The sequence below is a fragment of the Pseudomonas sp. TAE6080 genome (assembly GCF_018732265.1).
Taxonomy (GTDB): Bacteria; Pseudomonadota; Gammaproteobacteria; order Pseudomonadales; family Pseudomonadaceae; genus Aquipseudomonas; species Aquipseudomonas brenneri.
The window spans coordinates 21,119-36,007 of record NZ_JAHIDY010000012.1 but is presented as its reverse complement, the minus strand read 5'-3'; the positions used below and the strand labels follow the sequence as shown (position 1 = coordinate 36,007).

Below are 14,889 nucleotides of genomic sequence, written 5' to 3'. Positions count from 1 at the left end.
GGCTTAAAAAATAGCCCGGTATTTTCAGCGAATCGAGAAAGGTCGCGAGTAAAAGAGAGACAGGATGATACACAGGCTGTGGGGGCGAAGCCGGTAGCAAACGGCAATCTATAAAACACCCCAAAACAAATGTGGGAGCGGGCAAGCCCGCTCCCACACTTTTAGATCTTCACTACAGCTCAATCAGCGATTCTGTACACGCTCAATGGCTTTGTCATACACAGGGTTGGCCTTCTGCTCTTTGGCCAACTGGTAGTGACGCAGCGCATCGGCAAACTGCCCGGCCGCTTCGTAGATCCGCGCGATGTTGTAGTAGGAGCCGGCACGCACGGTGGCGGCTGTCGGGCCACTGGCCAGGGCAATTGCCTTGCGGTTGGCCCAGATCGACTCGGCAGTGTTGCCGGCTTTCTGATAGGCCAGGCCGAGGTTGCCGTAGGCTTTGCCGAAGGAATTGTCCAGCTCGATGGCTTGGCGGAAGTAGTCGATCGCCTGGTCCAGGTTACCAGCCTGGTAGGCCGCTTCGCCTTTGAGGTTCAGCTTTTTCGCATCACCCTGGACTGCGGAACTGACCACCACGGCATCCACGGCAACGCTATCGTTGAGCAGGGGTTTGACTTCGTTGAGTACATCCTTGGCTTCGACCAGCACGCCGGTGAAGGTATTGATGTCCTGGAAGTCGCCACTGCCCGTCATGCGGAACACCGTCCACAAGTTGCCGGTGCGGTTGGTCGGCACGTAGTACGTGCGCACCAGGGACTGCCCCATGTACACAAACACTTTGGCCTGGCTCTCGGAGAGTGCCGTGGAACCGGTGTTGGTGCGGTTGGAGAAGTCATGCACGGCGTAGACATAGCTTTCGCCGTAATGTTTTTTCTGCAGGGTGATGGTTTCGGGGCCGTAGCTGTCGGTGTCATCCACATCCAGCTCGGCGTCGGTGCCGGTCTTGTTGTTGAAGTAGATGTTATTGCCAGGGAAGATCATGTGGGAGTCGAGGTCAGAAGGCGCTTGCCCCCAGGTCAACACCACACGCAGGCCGTCGAGGTTTTCCATCACTGGGCTGATGGCGTAGGTCATGCCTTTGCACGGGCACTTGACCACCAGGTTGGAGTAGCCGGGCTTCTTGATGATCAGCAGGTTGTCAGCGCCATCGGCCGCTTCACTGGTGAGGGTGACCTGGCCCTGGGCATTGGTGCGCCCCACCACGTTCTGTGCGCCGTTGCGTTGCAACAAGACTTCGGCGTCGGCGATTTTCTGGTCCTTGACCACCGCACTGAGCACTTCAATTGGCAACTGCTCGGCCTGGACGGCAAACGCCAGCGCACACAAAGACATCGCCGAGGCGACACGAAGCAAACCCATGCTTAACTCCCTTTAAGTAGTGGGCGGAATCGCCCTACAAGATTTTGCGGTGAAACATACGCTGAATTCAGGCTGTTTGCCGGGATTTTATACAAAATGTGACGTGGTTTTTATCCCGCCTGCACCTGGGCGCCTCACAGCAAAACCTAACGGATCGGAAGCCTCCGTAGGAAATATCCAAACCGGCCACCATACGCTTCCCAAACTGCCGCGAAGCGCCACTCAACCCTCTACAGAATCAGCCATGCCTGACCGAAACTAGTGCCCTCTCAACCCTCTCGGCAAAAAATCCGTGAACCTTGAAAGGACTCAATACATTGGCCATTACGGGGTCACTTTTACGGTGATTCGACTTATCGTTCTCCCTGCCAATCGACAAGCGCTAGCAAACCTCTGTGTGTTAGAAGCCGGAGCCTCTGCAAACGAGGTTCGCTATCGATTGGTGGATCTCTACGAAAAGATGCTTGCCCGTGATTTGCCTTGCAAACTGACTGTCGCGATTTCCAAGCCACTAACCCGACAGCAGGCAGATTTACTCAACGAACGCGGAACCATCATCGCCATATTGTTAACCGGGGTTTTCAATGTGCCAATTCACCCGTTTTCAAAGCCAGCAGCGCGCGTCGTTGGCGCCACAGTGGGCTTGATCACCAAAAGCATCATCCGCAGCTATCACGCTGGCGACGTGGTCATCGGGTTCGAAGCGCAAGTCGATGGCGGAATAGGTCCCCAACGCTCCATGTCTGCGCTAGTCATCCCGTTCCTCGGGGGGATAACTCAATGATCGAATACCTCCAGTGGGTCGTTTTCATCGTGTTGAGCATTATTCTCGACAACAAAATAAAATCTCAGACCCTCAGGAAATACGCGGGCCTGTCCATACTGGCTGGAGGGTTGATTTGTGCAATATGGCTCCCTTACTGGATAGACGAAGCCCAACTGCCTAGCCTGCCAATAGGCGCCATTCTAATTGGCTCAGGATTGTACTTTGACCGAAATCGCTACAACCGAGTGAGGCCCACACACTCGTTGTTCATCGCCCCCACACTTAACTTGGCTCCCGATTTTCCTGATGATCCCGTCATGCGCCATTTTCTGCAGCTTTTGCATGAGGATGTGGGTTTGCCGAAACACCAATCAATCACCCTCAGCACTTCAATCAACCATGATCTTGGCTGCAACCGCGCTGAAGCCAAACATTTGATGGCAGCGCTGAAGCAAGATTTCGGCATGCACCTCGGCGACTACAAGAGCACCCGTTACTTCAAACGCAGAGGTTTCGACGCGTACTTGCGATATGTGGAAAGAGGCAGTGAAGGCAAAACACCACTGACCATCGACATGCTTTACCAAGCCATCAAAGCCAGGTACTGGGACACCCAGGCACTGGAAGCAATCGGATATCAGAAGCCATGAATATCTACCTGCAAATACTCTTCTTCCTCGGATTTTTCCTTGTGCTGTATTTCAAAATCACCGACTGCACACTCAGAAGGCGCTTTGCTGCCACGTTTGTCGTAAGCGGCCTGACCCTGACATTCTTGCTACCTTACGTGGCCATCATTCTCAGCATTCAACTCCTCCCCCTCGCCCTGTTCTTGATAGGCTTGGCACTGTTTCTTACCCGCAACAAATACCGCCATCACCACGACCATCCCCCTCACCCACTCCAGCGTGCCCCCACTATGAACCTGGCCCCCAACTTCCCCGAAGACCCCGTCATGCAGCAGCTTCTGCAATTGCTGCACGAAGAAATCGGCCTGCCCAAGCACAAGACCATCCGCCTTAAAACCTCGCTTAACTTCGACCTCGGCTGCGATGGCGCAGAAGCCAGGCAATTTATGGAAGCCCTGGAGCAGGCATTTGATCTCGACCTGGGCGACTATGATGCCTACCGTTACTTCAACCCACCGGTCTTTGATGTGTTCCTGAAGCATCGCGCCAAGGGCCGGGGGGAGAAGATGCCGCTTACCATTGGCATGCTCTACTTGGCCATCAAGACTCATGGCTGGGATACGCAGACGCTGGAAAATTTGAGCTGAACGCAGCTTTGTGTCACTGACACACCGAAGTGCCTGCTCACACACAAGCCACCAAGCACCTGTGGATCTACGTTAATCTGGCAAGCCGCACTTAAAACAAAAAGGGCCTTACATGGACGTATTAATGGGCCTTTTGGCGGCCTTGCTCTGGGGCGGTACGGACTTCCTGGTGGGCCTCAACGCCCGCGCCGTCGGGGTAAAACGCGCGGTGTACTTCGGTCAGGCGCTGGGCTTTGTGATCATGACCTTGCTGCTGATCCTCCTCCCTTCCTTCCTCTTCAAATCCTTGGCAGCACCCGCGAGCGTCTGGCTCTTGGGTATCGCCGCAGCCTTGCTCACCGTCTCCGGCGCACTAGCCCTGTCCAAGGCATTCGCGCTGGGCAAAGCGGCCATCGTCGCACCGTTGGTGACCTCCTATGGTGTGGTCACCACATTATTGTCCTGGGCCAGCGGCGAACAGATCAGCTTGATCCAACTTGGTTGCATCGCCCTGTGCGTCATCGGTGTGATCCTTTCCAGCATTCACAAGGACAACGGCGCTCCCCACAACCACTCCAACCAGGCCATCGCCTACGCCTTGCTCGCCGCCGCTCTGTACGGCAGCAGTTTTTGGCTGCAAGGCCGCTATACGCTGCCTGCGCTTGGCCCCGTCACCATGCTCTGGCTCGGCTACTTGGTCGGCGTTTGTGTGTTGGTATTGATGGTCTTGAAAGTCAAAGACGGCCTGAAGATTCCACCACTGAAAAACTGCGCAACGTTGACCGGCGCAAGCCTGATGAATCTCGGCGGTTTCTCGGCATTTTCGTGGGGGGCGATGGCCGGGTCGGTTTCCGTAGTGACGGTGATCAGCACCTTATCTGGCGGGATCGCGGCGATCCTGGGGTTTGTGTTTTTCAAGGAACGCCTAACGACGGTGCAAATCATGGGCGTGGTCCTGGTGTTGCTCGGGGCAATGCTGTTACACCTCATCGACTAAAGCATCGCGCACAAAAAAGCCGCCCACTAGGGGCGGCTTTTTAACAGCTAGCGAATCTTACAACTTAGGACCCGCCGCCTTGATCGCGTCGCTCACTTCAAACTTCTTGAAGTTCTCGACGAACAGGCCGGCCAGAGCCTTCGCGGCTTCGTCGTACGCAGCCTTGTCAGCCCAGGTGTTGCGTGGGTTCAACAGGCCAGTCTCAACGCCCGGTACGGCCAATGGCACGTCGAGGTTGATGGTGTCGAGGTGCTCGGTGGCAGCACCGATCAGCGCGCCGCTCTGGATCGCAGCGATCACTGCACGGGTGGTCGGGATGTTGAAGCGTTTGCCGACGCCGTAGCCACCGCCGGTCCAGCCAGTGTTGACCAGGTAGACCTTGGAGCCGAAACCGCGGATACGCTTGATCAAAAGCTCTGCGTATTCGCCAGCCGGACGCGGGAAGAACGGCGCGCCGAAGCAGGTAGAGAACGTCGACTTGATGCCGCTGCCCGAACCCATTTCAGTCGAGCCCACCAGTGCGGTGTAGCCGGACAGGAAGTGGTAGGCCGCTTGCTCTTCATTGAGGATCGACACCGGTGGCAGCACGCCAGTCAGGTCGCAAGTCAGGAAGATCACTGCGTTCGGCTCGCCACCCAGGTTCTGCTCGGAGCGCTTGGCAACGTGCTCCAGCGGGTACGCGGCGCGGCTGTTCTGGGTCAGGCTGACATCGGTGTAGTCGGCGTGCTTGGCATCGTTGATCACGACGTTTTCCAGGACCGCACCGTGCTTGATGGCTTTCCAGATGACCGGCTCGTTCTTCTCGGACAGGTCGATGCACTTGGCATAGCAACCGCCTTCGATGTTGAACACCACGCCTTCGCCCCAACCGTGTTCATCGTCACCAATCAGGTAACGGCTTTCGTCGGCGGACAGGGTGGTCTTGCCGGTGCCGGACAGACCGAAGAACAGGGTCACGTCGCCTTCTTCACCGATGTTGGCAGCGCAGTGCATTGGCAGCACATCAGCGGCCGGCAGCAGGAAGTTCTGCACCGAGAACATGGCTTTCTTCATCTCGCCGGCGTAGCGCATGCCAGCGATCAGCACTTTCTTCTGGGCGAAGTTGAGGATCACGCAACCGTCGGAGTTGGTGCCGTCACGCTCAGGTACGCATTCGAAGTTGGCAACGTTGAGCACTTGCCACTCTTCACGACCGGCCGGGTTGTACTGGGCCGGGTTGATGAACAGGCAACGACCGAACAGGTTCTGCCAGGCAGTCTGGGTGGTCATTTTCACGGCCAGGTAGTGGTCTTGCGCAGCACCAACGTGAACGTGGGAAACGAAATGCTCTTGCGCGTTGTTGAAGGCCTCGACGCGAGCCCACAGGGCATCGAACTTGTCGGCCGGGAACTTGCGATTGATCGGGCCCCAGGCAATGGCGGCCTGGGTGGACGGCTCTTCAACGATGAAACGGTCGACCGGCGAACGACCGGTGCGGTGACCGGTTTCTACGACCAGCGCGCCAGTATCGGCAAGCACGCCTTCACCGCGCTGCAGGGCTTCTTTGACCAGATCGTCAACACTCAGATCGGTGTATACGGCGTTATTGGCTTGCGTCATGAGGTTCCCCGTCGGCCTATGGCCGAGTGCTCCAAACGTTTTGTAGTAGAAAGTTGCGCACTACTACCGCGAAAAAAGTGGGCCGGATTATGCCAGAAAAGCCCAAAAAGAGTAGGGCCCTCCCGTCAGAACACCTCTAATCCGGCGTTTGTCAGGTGATTTACCTGTGCTTAAACGTTTTAGTGGTGGGTGCCCGAAGGGGTGTCAACGCCAGCGCCAGCGAACAATTGGGCGATATCGGCAGCGTCGAACAGGTAGCGTTGGTTGCAGAACTGGCAGTCGATTTCGATTCTGCCACCGTGCTCCACCGCAAGATTTTGCGCATCTTCCAGGCCCAGGCTCACCAGGGCATTGCCCGAACGCTCGCGGGAACAGCTGCAATGGAAACGCAGCGATTGCGCATCGAACAGGCGCACCTCTTCTTCGTGGTAGAGGCGGTGCAGGATGGTTTCGTTGTCCAGGCCCAGCAGTTCTTCAGCGGTCAAGGTACCGGCCAGGGCAGTGAGACCGCGCCAGCTTTCTTCGCGCTCATCCTCGTCCTTGATACGGTCGGCCGGCAGCTGTTGCAACAGCAGGCCACGGGCGCGCTTGCCGTCGGCATTGAGCCAGAAACGGGTGCCCACTTGCTGAGACATGACGAAATAGTTGGTGAAGCAGTCGGACAGGGTTTCACCGTCCAGATCGACAATGCCCTGGTACCGCTGGCCAACGGTCGGGTCGATGGTCAACGCCAGCACGCCGTTGGGCATCAGGTCGGCCAAGGTCGCGTCCGCCGGGATCTGGTCCTCTTCATAACGGGCCAGGCCACGGATTTCGCGGTTGCTGGAGCACTCGATCATCAGCATGGGAACCGGGCCTTCGGAACGGGCCTGGAGAATCAGCAAGCCATCGAACTTCATGGTGCCCACCAGCAGCGAGGCGGCGGCCATCAGTTCGCCGAGCAACTGCGCGACCGGCTCCGGATAGGGGTGCTTGGCAAGGACTTCGGCATAGCTGCGCTCCAGGGCAACCAGTTCGCCACGAGCGTCGTTGTCGTCAAAGAGGAAACGTTGGGTGAAGTCGGTATCCGGTAGATCAGTCATAGGTCTGGGTATCTGAATTGATGACGATATTTCTAAAATTATGCGCCCTGGCACCAATTTGGTGCGCTTTTCTTCCGATAGGTGGAGAGTTTTAGAGCGAAGAGGAAACAGTTTATGAACAATCCGGGTTTGTTCCAAGCCAAGTGGAACCTCGGGCGATTGGCCCTGTGCAATTTACTCGCTCTGGGGCTCCTGTGTTTTGGCTATGGCCCACGGACCAGATGCTTTACGTGATATTCGACGAGTGGCTGTTTCAGTTGCTCAATGACCCGCTGGCCAGCCACCCGCTCAGGCTGAATGTGCGGGCGATCGCCTGAGCGTGGCCCGCAACGCCTGAGCCAGTTACTACAGCAGATAACCGATATTCAGTCGTCATTGCCACTGCCGCGAAACTTGAACAGGTCGCGACGCTGTTTCTTGCTCGGCTTGCCATCGGTGCTCATACCCAACGCTCCGGCCTTGCGCATGGCCGCGGCGTTTTCGCGCTTGGCGATACTTGCCGGGGTCTCGGTGTACAGCGCCTGCGCTTCGGGAGCGCCGCGGCGGACGATGGACAGCGCCTCTACCACCACTGTTTTCTCTTCAAACCCGACACGAATCTGCAACTCGTCACCAATGCGCGGCTCCTTGCCCGGTTTGCAGCGCTCGCCACGGCAATGCACCTTGCCGCTCTCGATGGCGGCCTTGGCCAAGGCCCGGGTCTTGTAGAAGCGTGCGGCCCACAACCATTTGTCCAAACGGACTTTTTCGTCCTCTTCCTGCTTTTGAGCCACTTGAATTCCTCGCTCTGAAAAATGTCGCAACTTAACAGTCGAACCCCTTCGACGCACAAACGCCAAGGCTCACCTAAGATACGCCAGGTGTCAGGCAGTTTCCCTTCAGCCGTGGTTTTTCATGGTGTGAAGATATCTGTCGCCATTTGGTGAATATTCTGCGTGAATACCGCGAATTCGGCTCCAAGCGCTCGTCAACGTTCCTGGGTTGTCACAATCCGTGAGCAGTTGGACGCTAGTGTCGTCTGACTTGGAAATATTTCTGATTGCCGGTTGTTCATATTGAAGACATTTGACCATTTGACCGTTGTTGGTCTGCGCGAGTGGGTGGCACTTCCCGATTTGGGAGTGGCGGGCCTGCGCGCAAAGATCGACACCGGTGCCAGTACCTCCAGCCTGCACGCCACCGAGATCGAACCTTTTGAGCGTGACGGTGAAAAGTGGGTGCGTTTCACCGCGCACCTGGGCAGCGTGGTGCAACTGCGTCACCGGCGCTGCGAAGCACCGCTGGTGGCGATGAAAACCATTAAAAGCTCCAACGGCCAGGCGCAGGTGCGCTACGTCATCAGCACCACCTTGGCCCTGGGTGATCGGGTATGGCGGGTGGAGTTCACCCTGGCTTGCCGCAAAACCATGCGTTACCGCCTGTTGCTAGGTTCCAAAGCCCTGATCGACGGCCAATTGGTGGTCAACCCAGGGCTCAAGTACGTTCAAGACAAGCCGGTGTTCCCGGTCTCTACTATTGCTGCCACAGGTGTTGCATGAAGATCGCTGTGCTGTCGCGTAACCCGCGTCTGTATTCCACCCGTCGTCTGGTCGAGGCCGGCACCGAACGGGGCCATGAGATGGTGGTGATCGATACGTTGCGCGCCTATATGAACATTGCCAGTCATAAGCCGCAGATCCACTACCGGGGCAAACCACTGGAAGGTTTCGACGCGGTGATCCCGCGTATCGGCGCCTCAGTGACCTTCTACGGCTGCGCGGTACTGCGCCAGTTTGAAATGATGGGGGTGTTTCCGCTCAACGAATCGGTGGCCATTGCCCGCTCCCGAGACAAGCTGCGCTCCCTACAACTGCTGTCGCGCCGAGGTATCGGCTTGCCAGTGACCGGCTTTGCCCACTCCCCCGATGACATTCCCGACCTGATCGAGATGGTCAACGGCGCCCCCTTGGTTATCAAAGTGCTGGAAGGCACCCAAGGCATTGGCGTAGTGATGTGTGAAACCGCCACGGCGGCAGAGTCAGTGATCGAGGCGTTCATGGGCCTCAAGCAGAACATCATGGTCCAGGAATACATCAAGGAAGCCGGTGGCGCTGATATCCGTTGCTTCGTGGTGGGGGACAAGGTGATTGCGGCGATGAAACGCCAGGCCAAGCCGGGGGAGTTTCGCTCCAACCTACACCGAGGCGGCAGCGCCAGCCTGATCAAGATCACCCCGGAAGAACGCATGACCGCCCTGCGGGCAGCCAAGGTCATGGGCTTGAGTGTGGCAGGTGTGGATATCTTGCGCTCGAACCACGGGCCGCTGGTGATGGAAGTGAACTCTTCACCGGGCCTGGAAGGGATTGAAACCACCACCGGCAAGGATGTGGCGGGGATCATCATCCAGCATCTGGAGAAGAACAGCGGACCGAATATGACCCGGACCAAAGGCAAGGGCTGAAATACGCCCTGGAAGACGGCACGAACCCTTGTGGGAGCTGGCTTGCCTGCGATGACTGACTAACATTCAACATCAATGTCGACTGTTACATCCTCTCGCAGGCGAGCCAGCTCCCACATTTGATATTCGTCGTGGTTTAGACCGCATCTCTTGGCAACATCAACCCCAACGGCAAGCGCACCCGCGCTTCCAGCCCGCCATCGACACGGTTGCGCAGTTCGACATTGCCACCATGCATCGAAGCAATTCGCCGCACAATCGCCAGCCCCAGCCCGGTGCCTTTGCCACCACGGGCACGGTCGCCACGGGTGAAGGGGTTGAAAATGCCCTCCAGTTCCGCCGGATCGATCCCGGCACCACGGTCCATGACACTCAGCACCACATAAGGCGCGTTGGTATCACCAGACACATAGGCCGCGACCTCCACCTCAGTGCCCGCGTGATGCAAGGCGTTGCCAATCAGGTTGTTCAGCAGGCGCTTCATCGAGACCCGACGCAACGCAAAGGGTTGGATCGGTTCCAAGCGCAAATGCACCTGCTCGCCGTTCTGGTTATAGGGCGCCACGACCTCGCGTACCAGGTCGGTCAGGTCCACCTCTTCCACCACTTCATCGCGACCATCACGGATAAACGCCAGGAACTGGTCGAGAATCGCGTCCATGTCTTCGATATCACGGACCATGTCATCGGTAAGGTCGGTGTGGTTGCCCATCAACTCCAGGGACAAGCGCAAACGTGTGAGCGGCGTGCGCAGGTCGTGGGAAACCCCCGCCAGCATCAGCTCACGTTCGCGCCCAGCCTGTTCCACGTCCTCGGCCATCTGGTTGAACGCGCTGTAGACCTCAGTCATTTCGCTGGGTGTGTCACTGATCGGCAGGCGCACACTGCGCCCCTGCCCCAGTTGCCTGGCCGCGAACACCAGGCGCTTGAGCGGCTGGTTGAGCTGGCGCACAAAAATCCAGGCCGAGGCGGTTGAAAGCAAGCCAATGGCCAGGAACCAGCCGAGTACGTTCCAGATCTTCTGCCCTCGCAGCGGATGGGGATACAACGGCACTTTCAGCCATCCATCCCCCAGGCTCGGAGCCCGTACCCACAGGGCTGGCGAGACATGCATACGCAGCCGCACCTCGGTGTCTTCACCCAGTTCGGCCTGCATCTGTCGCTGGTAGATTTCACTGTATGGCCAATGTTGCTCCCCCTCCGGCACGCCTGCACCCACCACGCGGGTCAAGGTCGCCGCCTTGGCGATTTTCTCGCGGTTCTCCGGGTCGGCAGCCCAATAGGCACGCAGTGTCAGCGCAACACCGTGGCTGTACTGGCGATCCACCAGCACGTCTTCGTTCATCAACAGATAAACGAGGGTCAACGCCTTGGAAAACAGCACGACGATCAGCACCAGCCAAAGGGTGCGGGAGAAGAAACTTTGCGGGAACCACAGCGGGGTTTTCATAAAAGACAGCTAGACACCTGGCAAGAGCGAGCAAGGCTCGCAGAATTGCAGACGCCGGGCATCCGGCCGACCCCTTGGGATCGAACTCCGGAATACCCGCCTGTGCAAATCATCGGTTACTTGGTTGCCGTACCATCCGGCACAAACACGTAACCCACGCCCCACACTGTCTGGATATAACGTGGCTTGGACGGATCGGGTTCGATCATCCGGCGCAAACGGGAGATCTGCACGTCAATGGAGCGCTCCAGGGCGTCCCATTCACGGCCACGGGCCAGGTTCATCAGCTTGTCACGGGTCAACGGTTGGCGAGCATTCATCACCAGCGCCTTGAGCACCGCGAATTCACCGGTCGTCAGCATGTGGACTTCTTCACCACGCTTGAGCTCACGGGTCGCCAGCGACAATTCGTAGTCACCAAACGTGACGCTTTCGTCTTCGCTGCCAGGGGCTCCGGGTACCGGCGCGGCCTGGCGACGCAATACGGCCTTGACCCGGGCCATCAGCTCATCGGGGTTGAACGGCTTGGCCAGGTAGTCGTCGGCGCCCAGTTCCAGGCCCTTGATACGGCTCAGCTCATCGCCCTTGGCGGTCAGCATGATGATCGGGATCTGGTTGTTGGTGCTGCGCAGGCGCTTGCAGGCCGTCAGGCCGTCTTCGCCCGGCAACATCAGGTCGAGCACGACCAGGTTGAACACCTCGCGCCCCAGCAGGCGATCCATCTGCTCGGTATTTGGCACCGCGCGGGCACGGTAGCCCTTGGAGGTGAAGAACCGCTCCAGCAGGCTGCTCAGCCCCGGATCGTCATCAACGATGAGAATTTTTTCGCCTTCAGCAGTTTGTGCAGTGCTGCTCATTGGATGCTCCTCTTATCTGGCGCGCATTATGGCTTAGCTGCCGTTATACGCACGGTACGCATTGTTAGCAGATTTTTCTCCAACCACCAGTGCGCGCGCCCTTGGCGCAATCCCCCCAAGAAGGGAACGCTGGTTATAATGCCGCGCCTCAGTGCCCGGCAATGCCATGGCCGGCCTGGTGTTTTTTTCATCTGCTTGTCGTGATTTTTTCGATTTCGAGGGTCAATAGGCTGCCTCTTGACCCAGGCAGCGGCGCCAGTCGGGCCGCTCAACCAGCCGCGCAAGGCCTTGTTTTCCGGGCCTGTGAACTGCTTTCAAGAATTTCAGGTGGTTTTATGGACAGCATCAACAGCCGCATCGCCGAGGAACTCGGTGTACGCCCACAACAGGTCGAAGCGGCCGTCGCTCTACTGGATGAGGGCTCCACGGTGCCCTTCATCGCCCGTTACCGTAAAGAAGTGACCGGCAGCCTCGATGACATCCAGCTGCGGCATCTGGAAGAGCGCCTGCGCTACCTGCGAGAACTCGACGAACGGCGTATCAGCATCCTCGCCAGCATCCAGGAGCAGGGCAAGCTGACCCCGCAACTTGAACGCGATATCAAGCTCGCCGACACCAAGACCCGCCTCGAAGACTTGTACCTGCCGTACAAGCAGAAGCGCCGCACCAAGGGCCAGATTGCCCTGGAAGCCGGCCTCGGCGAGTTGGCCGACGGCCTGTTCAACGACCCGTCCCTCGCCCCGGAAACCGAAGCCGCGCGCTTTGTCGATGCCGAAAAAGGCGTCGCCGACATCAAGGCTGCCCTCGAAGGCGCCAAGTACATCCTCATGGAGCGCTTCGCCGAGGATGCCAACCTGCTGGAAAAACTGCGTAACTACCTGAAACAGGAAGCCACCCTCAGCGCCCGCGTCATCGCCGGCAAAGAGGAAGAAGGCGCCAAGTTCCGCGATTACTTCGAGCACGATGAGCCGCTGAAAAGCATGCCGTCCCACCGCGCCCTGGCCATTTTCCGCGGGCGCAACGAAGGCATTCTCAGCTCCGCGCTGAAAGTCGGCGACGAACTGCCAGGCACCATGCACCCGTGCGAAGGCATGATCGGTCAACAATTCGGCATCCAGAATCAGAATCGTCCTGCGGACAAGTGGCTCAGTGAAGTCGTGCGCTGGACCTGGAAGGTCAAGCTCTACACCCACCTGGAAACCGACCTGCTGGGCGAGTTGCGCGACGGCGCCGAGACCGAAGCGATCAACGTGTTCGCCCACAACCTGCACGACCTGCTGCTGGCCGCGCCAGCCGGCCCGCGTGCGACCCTGGGCCTGGACCCGGGCCTGCGCACCGGTTGCAAGGTCGCCGTGGTTGATGCCACCGGCAAGCTGCTGGACCACGCCACCGTGTACCCGCACGTGCCGCACAACAAGTGGGACCAGACCCTGGCCATCCTGGCTGCCCTGTGCGCCAAGCACGCGGTGGACCTGATCGCCATCGGCAACGGCACCGCCAGCCGCGAAACCGACAAGCTGGCCCTGGAACTGATCAAAAAATACCCAGGCATGAAAATGACCAAGGTCATGGTCTCCGAGGCGGGTGCTTCGGTGTACTCGGCGTCGGAACTGGCCTCCAAGGAATTCCCGGACCTCGATGTGTCGATCCGTGGGGCCGTATCCATCGCGCGCCGCCTGCAGGATCCATTGGCCGAGCTGGTGAAGATCGACCCGAAATCCATCGGTGTCGGCCAGTACCAGCACGACGTGTCGCAGCTGAAACTGGCGCGTGGCCTGGATGCGGTGGTGGAAGACTGCGTGAACAAGGTCGGCGTCGACGTAAACACCGCCTCGGTCGCCTTGCTCGCACGGATCTCCGGCCTCAACGCCACCCTGGCGCAGAATATCGTCACCCATCGTGATGAAAACGGTGCGTTCAAGACCCGTGCGGCGCTGAAAAAAGTCGCACGCCTTGGCGAAAAAACCTTCGAACAAGCCGCCGGCTTCCTGCGCGTCATGAATGGCGACAACCCGCTGGACTCCTCAGCAGTCCACCCGGAAGCCTATCCGCTGGTGCAACGCATTGCCGCCGAGACCGACCGCGATATCCGCTCGCTGATCGGCGACGCCGCGTTCCTCAAACGCCTGGACCCGAAGAAGTACACCGACGAAACCTTCGGCGTGCCGACCATCACCGACATCCTGCAAGAGCTGGAAAAACCCGGCCGCGACCCGCGCCCCGAGTTCAAGACCGCCGAGTTCCAGGAAGGCGTCGAAGACCTCAAGGACCTGCAACTGGGGATGATCCTCGAAGGCGTGGTGACCAACGTGACCAACTTTGGCGCTTTTGTGGATATCGGCGTGCATCAGGACGGTTTGGTACACATCTCCGCGCTTTCGGAGAAGTTCATCAAGGATCCTCGTGAAGCGGTGAAGGCCGGTGATGTGGTCAAGGTCAAGGTCATGGAAGTCGATATCCCGCGCAAACGCGTGGGCCTGTCGATGCGCATGAGCGATACCCCCGGCGAGAAAATCGACGGTGCCCGTGGCGCACGCCCAGGTTCCGCGCCGCGCCAGTCGCAAAACCGCTCGGAAAACAGTGCACCACGCAAGGAAACGCCCACCGCAGCCCCGGCCAACAACGCCATGGCTTCGCTGTTCGCCAACGCCAAGCAACTGAAGAAACGTTGATGGAGCTGCCGGCCGGCCTGACCCACAGCGCCTTCAGCGAACTGCTTGGCTGCCGCCTGCAACGCCTGGACCAAGGCGTTGCCGAGGTTGCCCTGACCCTGGAGCCGCAATTGCGCAACCGCGCAGGCAAGCTCCATGGCGGGGCGATTTTCAGCCTGGTGGACATTGCCATGGGGCTGGCCTGTTCCAGCGCCCATGGGTTTGACCAGCAGAGCGCGACCATCGAGTGCAAAATCAACTACATCCGCGCCGTTTCCGGCGGAGATGTGGTGTGCACGGCCCGGGTTATTCACCCTGGCCGGCGCACGCTGGTGGTCGAGGCCGATGTGTATCAGGACGAAAGACTCGTCGCAAAAGCACAAGGCACCTTCGCTGTCCTATAGCTCCTTGTCATCAATTTGGGTTAATTTCG

14 protein-coding genes and 1 pseudogene are annotated in these 14,889 nt (G+C 58.6%); 9 read left to right on the top strand and 6 right to left on the bottom strand.

Features of this window, described 5'->3' with window-relative positions:
• Positions 1-183: 183 nt before the first annotated feature.
• The gene (locus tag KL786_RS11245) at positions 184-1,359 is read right to left on the bottom strand and encodes a tetratricopeptide repeat protein (protein WP_215517666.1); all 1,176 of its coding nucleotides are present in this window, start codon (positions 1,357-1,359) and stop codon (positions 184-186) included.
• Between the two features lie 292 nt (positions 1,360-1,651).
• Between KL786_RS11245 and KL786_RS11240 the strand changes: the two genes are divergently transcribed.
• From KL786_RS11240 to KL786_RS11225, 4 genes are all read left to right on the top strand, one after another.
• Positions 1,652-2,143, top strand: coding sequence for a hypothetical protein (locus KL786_RS11240; RefSeq protein WP_215517665.1), 492 nt, complete (start codon positions 1,652-1,654; stop codon positions 2,141-2,143).
• Entirely contained in the window at positions 2,140-2,775 is a 636-nt protein-coding gene (locus KL786_RS11235) for a DUF1493 family protein (RefSeq protein WP_215517664.1), read from the top strand. The genes KL786_RS11240 and KL786_RS11235 overlap by 4 nt, the downstream gene beginning before the upstream one ends.
• Positions 2,776-3,044: 269 nt before the next feature.
• Positions 3,045-3,401 (top strand): DUF1493 family protein, encoded by a 357-nt coding sequence (locus KL786_RS29940; RefSeq protein ID WP_215517711.1) that lies wholly within the window; start codon positions 3,045-3,047, stop codon positions 3,399-3,401.
• A gap of 124 nt (positions 3,402-3,525) precedes the next feature.
• Entirely contained in the window at positions 3,526-4,377 is an 852-nt protein-coding gene (locus KL786_RS11225) for an EamA family transporter (protein ID WP_215517663.1), read from the top strand.
• A gap of 57 nt (positions 4,378-4,434) precedes the next feature.
• Here KL786_RS11225 and KL786_RS11220 read toward each other — a convergent pair whose 3' ends face one another.
• Complete coding sequence (locus KL786_RS11220) at positions 4,435-5,976, bottom strand: phosphoenolpyruvate carboxykinase (RefSeq protein ID WP_215517662.1); 1,542 nt, start codon at positions 5,974-5,976, stop codon at positions 4,435-4,437.
• Between the two features lie 179 nt (positions 5,977-6,155).
• Complete coding sequence (hslO, locus tag KL786_RS11215; protein WP_154841960.1) at positions 6,156-7,058, bottom strand: Hsp33 family molecular chaperone HslO; 903 nt, start codon at positions 7,056-7,058, stop codon at positions 6,156-6,158.
• Between the two features lie 114 nt (positions 7,059-7,172).
• On the opposite strand from hslO, the pseudogene KL786_RS11210 reads away from it, so the two are divergent.
• Positions 7,173-7,372, top strand: a pseudogene (locus tag KL786_RS11210) (phosphatase PAP2 family protein); the annotation flags it as partial.
• Positions 7,373-7,423: 51 nt separating this feature from the next.
• Here the strand turns inward: KL786_RS11210 and KL786_RS11205 are convergent.
• Positions 7,424-7,831, bottom strand: a complete 408-nt coding sequence (locus KL786_RS11205; protein WP_032856584.1) for an RNA-binding S4 domain-containing protein — start codon at positions 7,829-7,831, stop codon at positions 7,424-7,426.
• Between the two features lie 282 nt (positions 7,832-8,113).
• Between KL786_RS11205 and rimB the strand changes: the two genes are divergently transcribed.
• Both rimB and rimK read left to right on the top strand, forming a co-directional pair.
• A complete protein-coding gene (gene rimB, locus KL786_RS11200) occupies positions 8,114-8,596 on the top strand; it encodes a retropepsin-like aspartic endopeptidase RimB (RefSeq protein ID WP_029299782.1) in 483 nt (160 codons plus the stop codon).
• Positions 8,593-9,498 carry a 30S ribosomal protein S6--L-glutamate ligase gene (gene rimK / locus KL786_RS11195; protein WP_010567113.1) on the top strand — a complete coding sequence of 302 codons (906 nt, stop codon included), beginning with the start codon at positions 8,593-8,595 and terminating at the stop codon, positions 9,496-9,498. The genes rimB and rimK overlap by 4 nt, the downstream gene beginning before the upstream one ends.
• Positions 9,499-9,634: 136 nt before the next feature.
• Here the strand turns inward: rimK and KL786_RS11190 are convergent, their stop codons facing one another.
• Positions 9,635-10,948: an ATP-binding protein gene (locus KL786_RS11190; protein WP_215517661.1), complete on the bottom strand. Its 1,314-nt coding sequence runs from the start codon at positions 10,946-10,948 to the stop codon at positions 9,635-9,637.
• 116 nt (positions 10,949-11,064) lie between these two features.
• Positions 11,065-11,805 carry an osmolarity response regulator transcription factor OmpR gene (ompR, locus tag KL786_RS11185; protein WP_032856582.1) on the bottom strand — a complete coding sequence of 247 codons (741 nt, stop codon included), beginning with the start codon at positions 11,803-11,805 and terminating at the stop codon, positions 11,065-11,067.
• 335 nt (positions 11,806-12,140) lie between these two features.
• Here ompR and KL786_RS11180 point away from each other — a divergent pair, with 335 nt between their 5' ends.
• Together KL786_RS11180 and KL786_RS11175 are read left to right on the top strand one after the other, a co-directional pair.
• Positions 12,141-14,477, top strand: coding sequence for a Tex family protein (locus KL786_RS11180; protein ID WP_215517660.1), 2,337 nt, complete (start codon positions 12,141-12,143; stop codon positions 14,475-14,477).
• Positions 14,477-14,860: a PaaI family thioesterase gene (locus KL786_RS11175; protein WP_215517659.1), complete on the top strand. Its 384-nt coding sequence runs from the start codon at positions 14,477-14,479 to the stop codon at positions 14,858-14,860. The genes KL786_RS11180 and KL786_RS11175 overlap by 1 nt, the downstream gene beginning before the upstream one ends.
• The last annotated feature ends 29 nt before the right edge of the window (positions 14,861-14,889 follow it).

Excerpts from the sequence above, each read along its gene's own strand:
- KL786_RS11245 (WP_215517666.1), bottom strand. The coding sequence starts at position 1,359 with ATGGGTTTGCTTCGTGTCGCCTCGGCGATGTCTTTGTGTGCGCTGGCG.
- KL786_RS11235 (WP_215517664.1), top strand. The coding sequence starts at position 2,140 with ATGATCGAATACCTCCAGTGGGTCGTTTTCATCGTGTTGAGCATTATT.
- KL786_RS29940 (WP_215517711.1), top strand. The coding sequence starts at position 3,045 with ATGAACCTGGCCCCCAACTTCCCCGAAGACCCCGTCATGCAGCAGCTT.
- KL786_RS11225 (WP_215517663.1), top strand. The coding sequence starts at position 3,526 with ATGGGCCTTTTGGCGGCCTTGCTCTGGGGCGGTACGGACTTCCTGGTG.
- KL786_RS11220 (WP_215517662.1), bottom strand. The coding sequence starts at position 5,976 with ATGACGCAAGCCAATAACGCCGTATACACCGATCTGAGTGTTGACGAT.
- hslO (WP_154841960.1), bottom strand. The coding sequence starts at position 7,058 with ATGACTGATCTACCGGATACCGACTTCACCCAACGTTTCCTCTTTGAC.
- rimK (WP_010567113.1), top strand. The coding sequence starts at position 8,593 with ATGAAGATCGCTGTGCTGTCGCGTAACCCGCGTCTGTATTCCACCCGT.
- KL786_RS11190 (WP_215517661.1), bottom strand. The coding sequence starts at position 10,948 with ATGAAAACCCCGCTGTGGTTCCCGCAAAGTTTCTTCTCCCGCACCCTT.
- ompR (WP_032856582.1), bottom strand. The coding sequence starts at position 11,805 with ATGAGCAGCACTGCACAAACTGCTGAAGGCGAAAAAATTCTCATCGTT.
- KL786_RS11180 (WP_215517660.1), top strand. The coding sequence starts at position 12,141 with ATGGACAGCATCAACAGCCGCATCGCCGAGGAACTCGGTGTACGCCCA.
- KL786_RS11175 (WP_215517659.1), top strand. The coding sequence starts at position 14,477 with ATGGAGCTGCCGGCCGGCCTGACCCACAGCGCCTTCAGCGAACTGCTT.